The organism is Cutibacterium namnetense (assembly GCF_001642025.1).
In the GTDB taxonomy this organism is placed as follows: Bacteria; Actinomycetota; Actinomycetes; order Propionibacteriales; family Propionibacteriaceae; genus Cutibacterium; species Cutibacterium namnetense.
On sequence record NZ_LWHO01000021.1, the window covers coordinates 1 to 255 of the forward strand.

Consider the following 255-nt stretch of genomic DNA (forward strand, 5'->3'; position numbering starts at 1 on the left):
CGGCGGCACGCATCCGTACCCCTGGTACTGTGCCCAGCTGGTCGAAGGGAACCCCACCACCGCCAACCACACTGGTAGCCCCAGATGAGGCCCTGGTAGAGGCATTGTGGCTCTGGGACGTTCCCGAACCTGCGGTGGCCGGGTTAGTGGCGAGGTGACCGGCGTGATCGTCGCTGCCATGCATCCGAGTTACTGCCACCCTGGCTGCGCCTGCAGCCACAGCGACCGCTAGAAGAAGACCCGCTATGCGCGTGC

General features: G+C 65.9%; 1 protein-coding gene. It reads right to left on the reverse strand.

Features of this window, described 5'->3' with window-relative positions:
* Window positions 1–220: hypothetical protein (locus A5483_RS12285; RefSeq protein ID WP_206598490.1), on the reverse strand; the 220-nt coding region annotated here is incomplete at its 3' end.
* Between the last annotated feature and the right edge of the window lie 35 nt (window positions 221–255).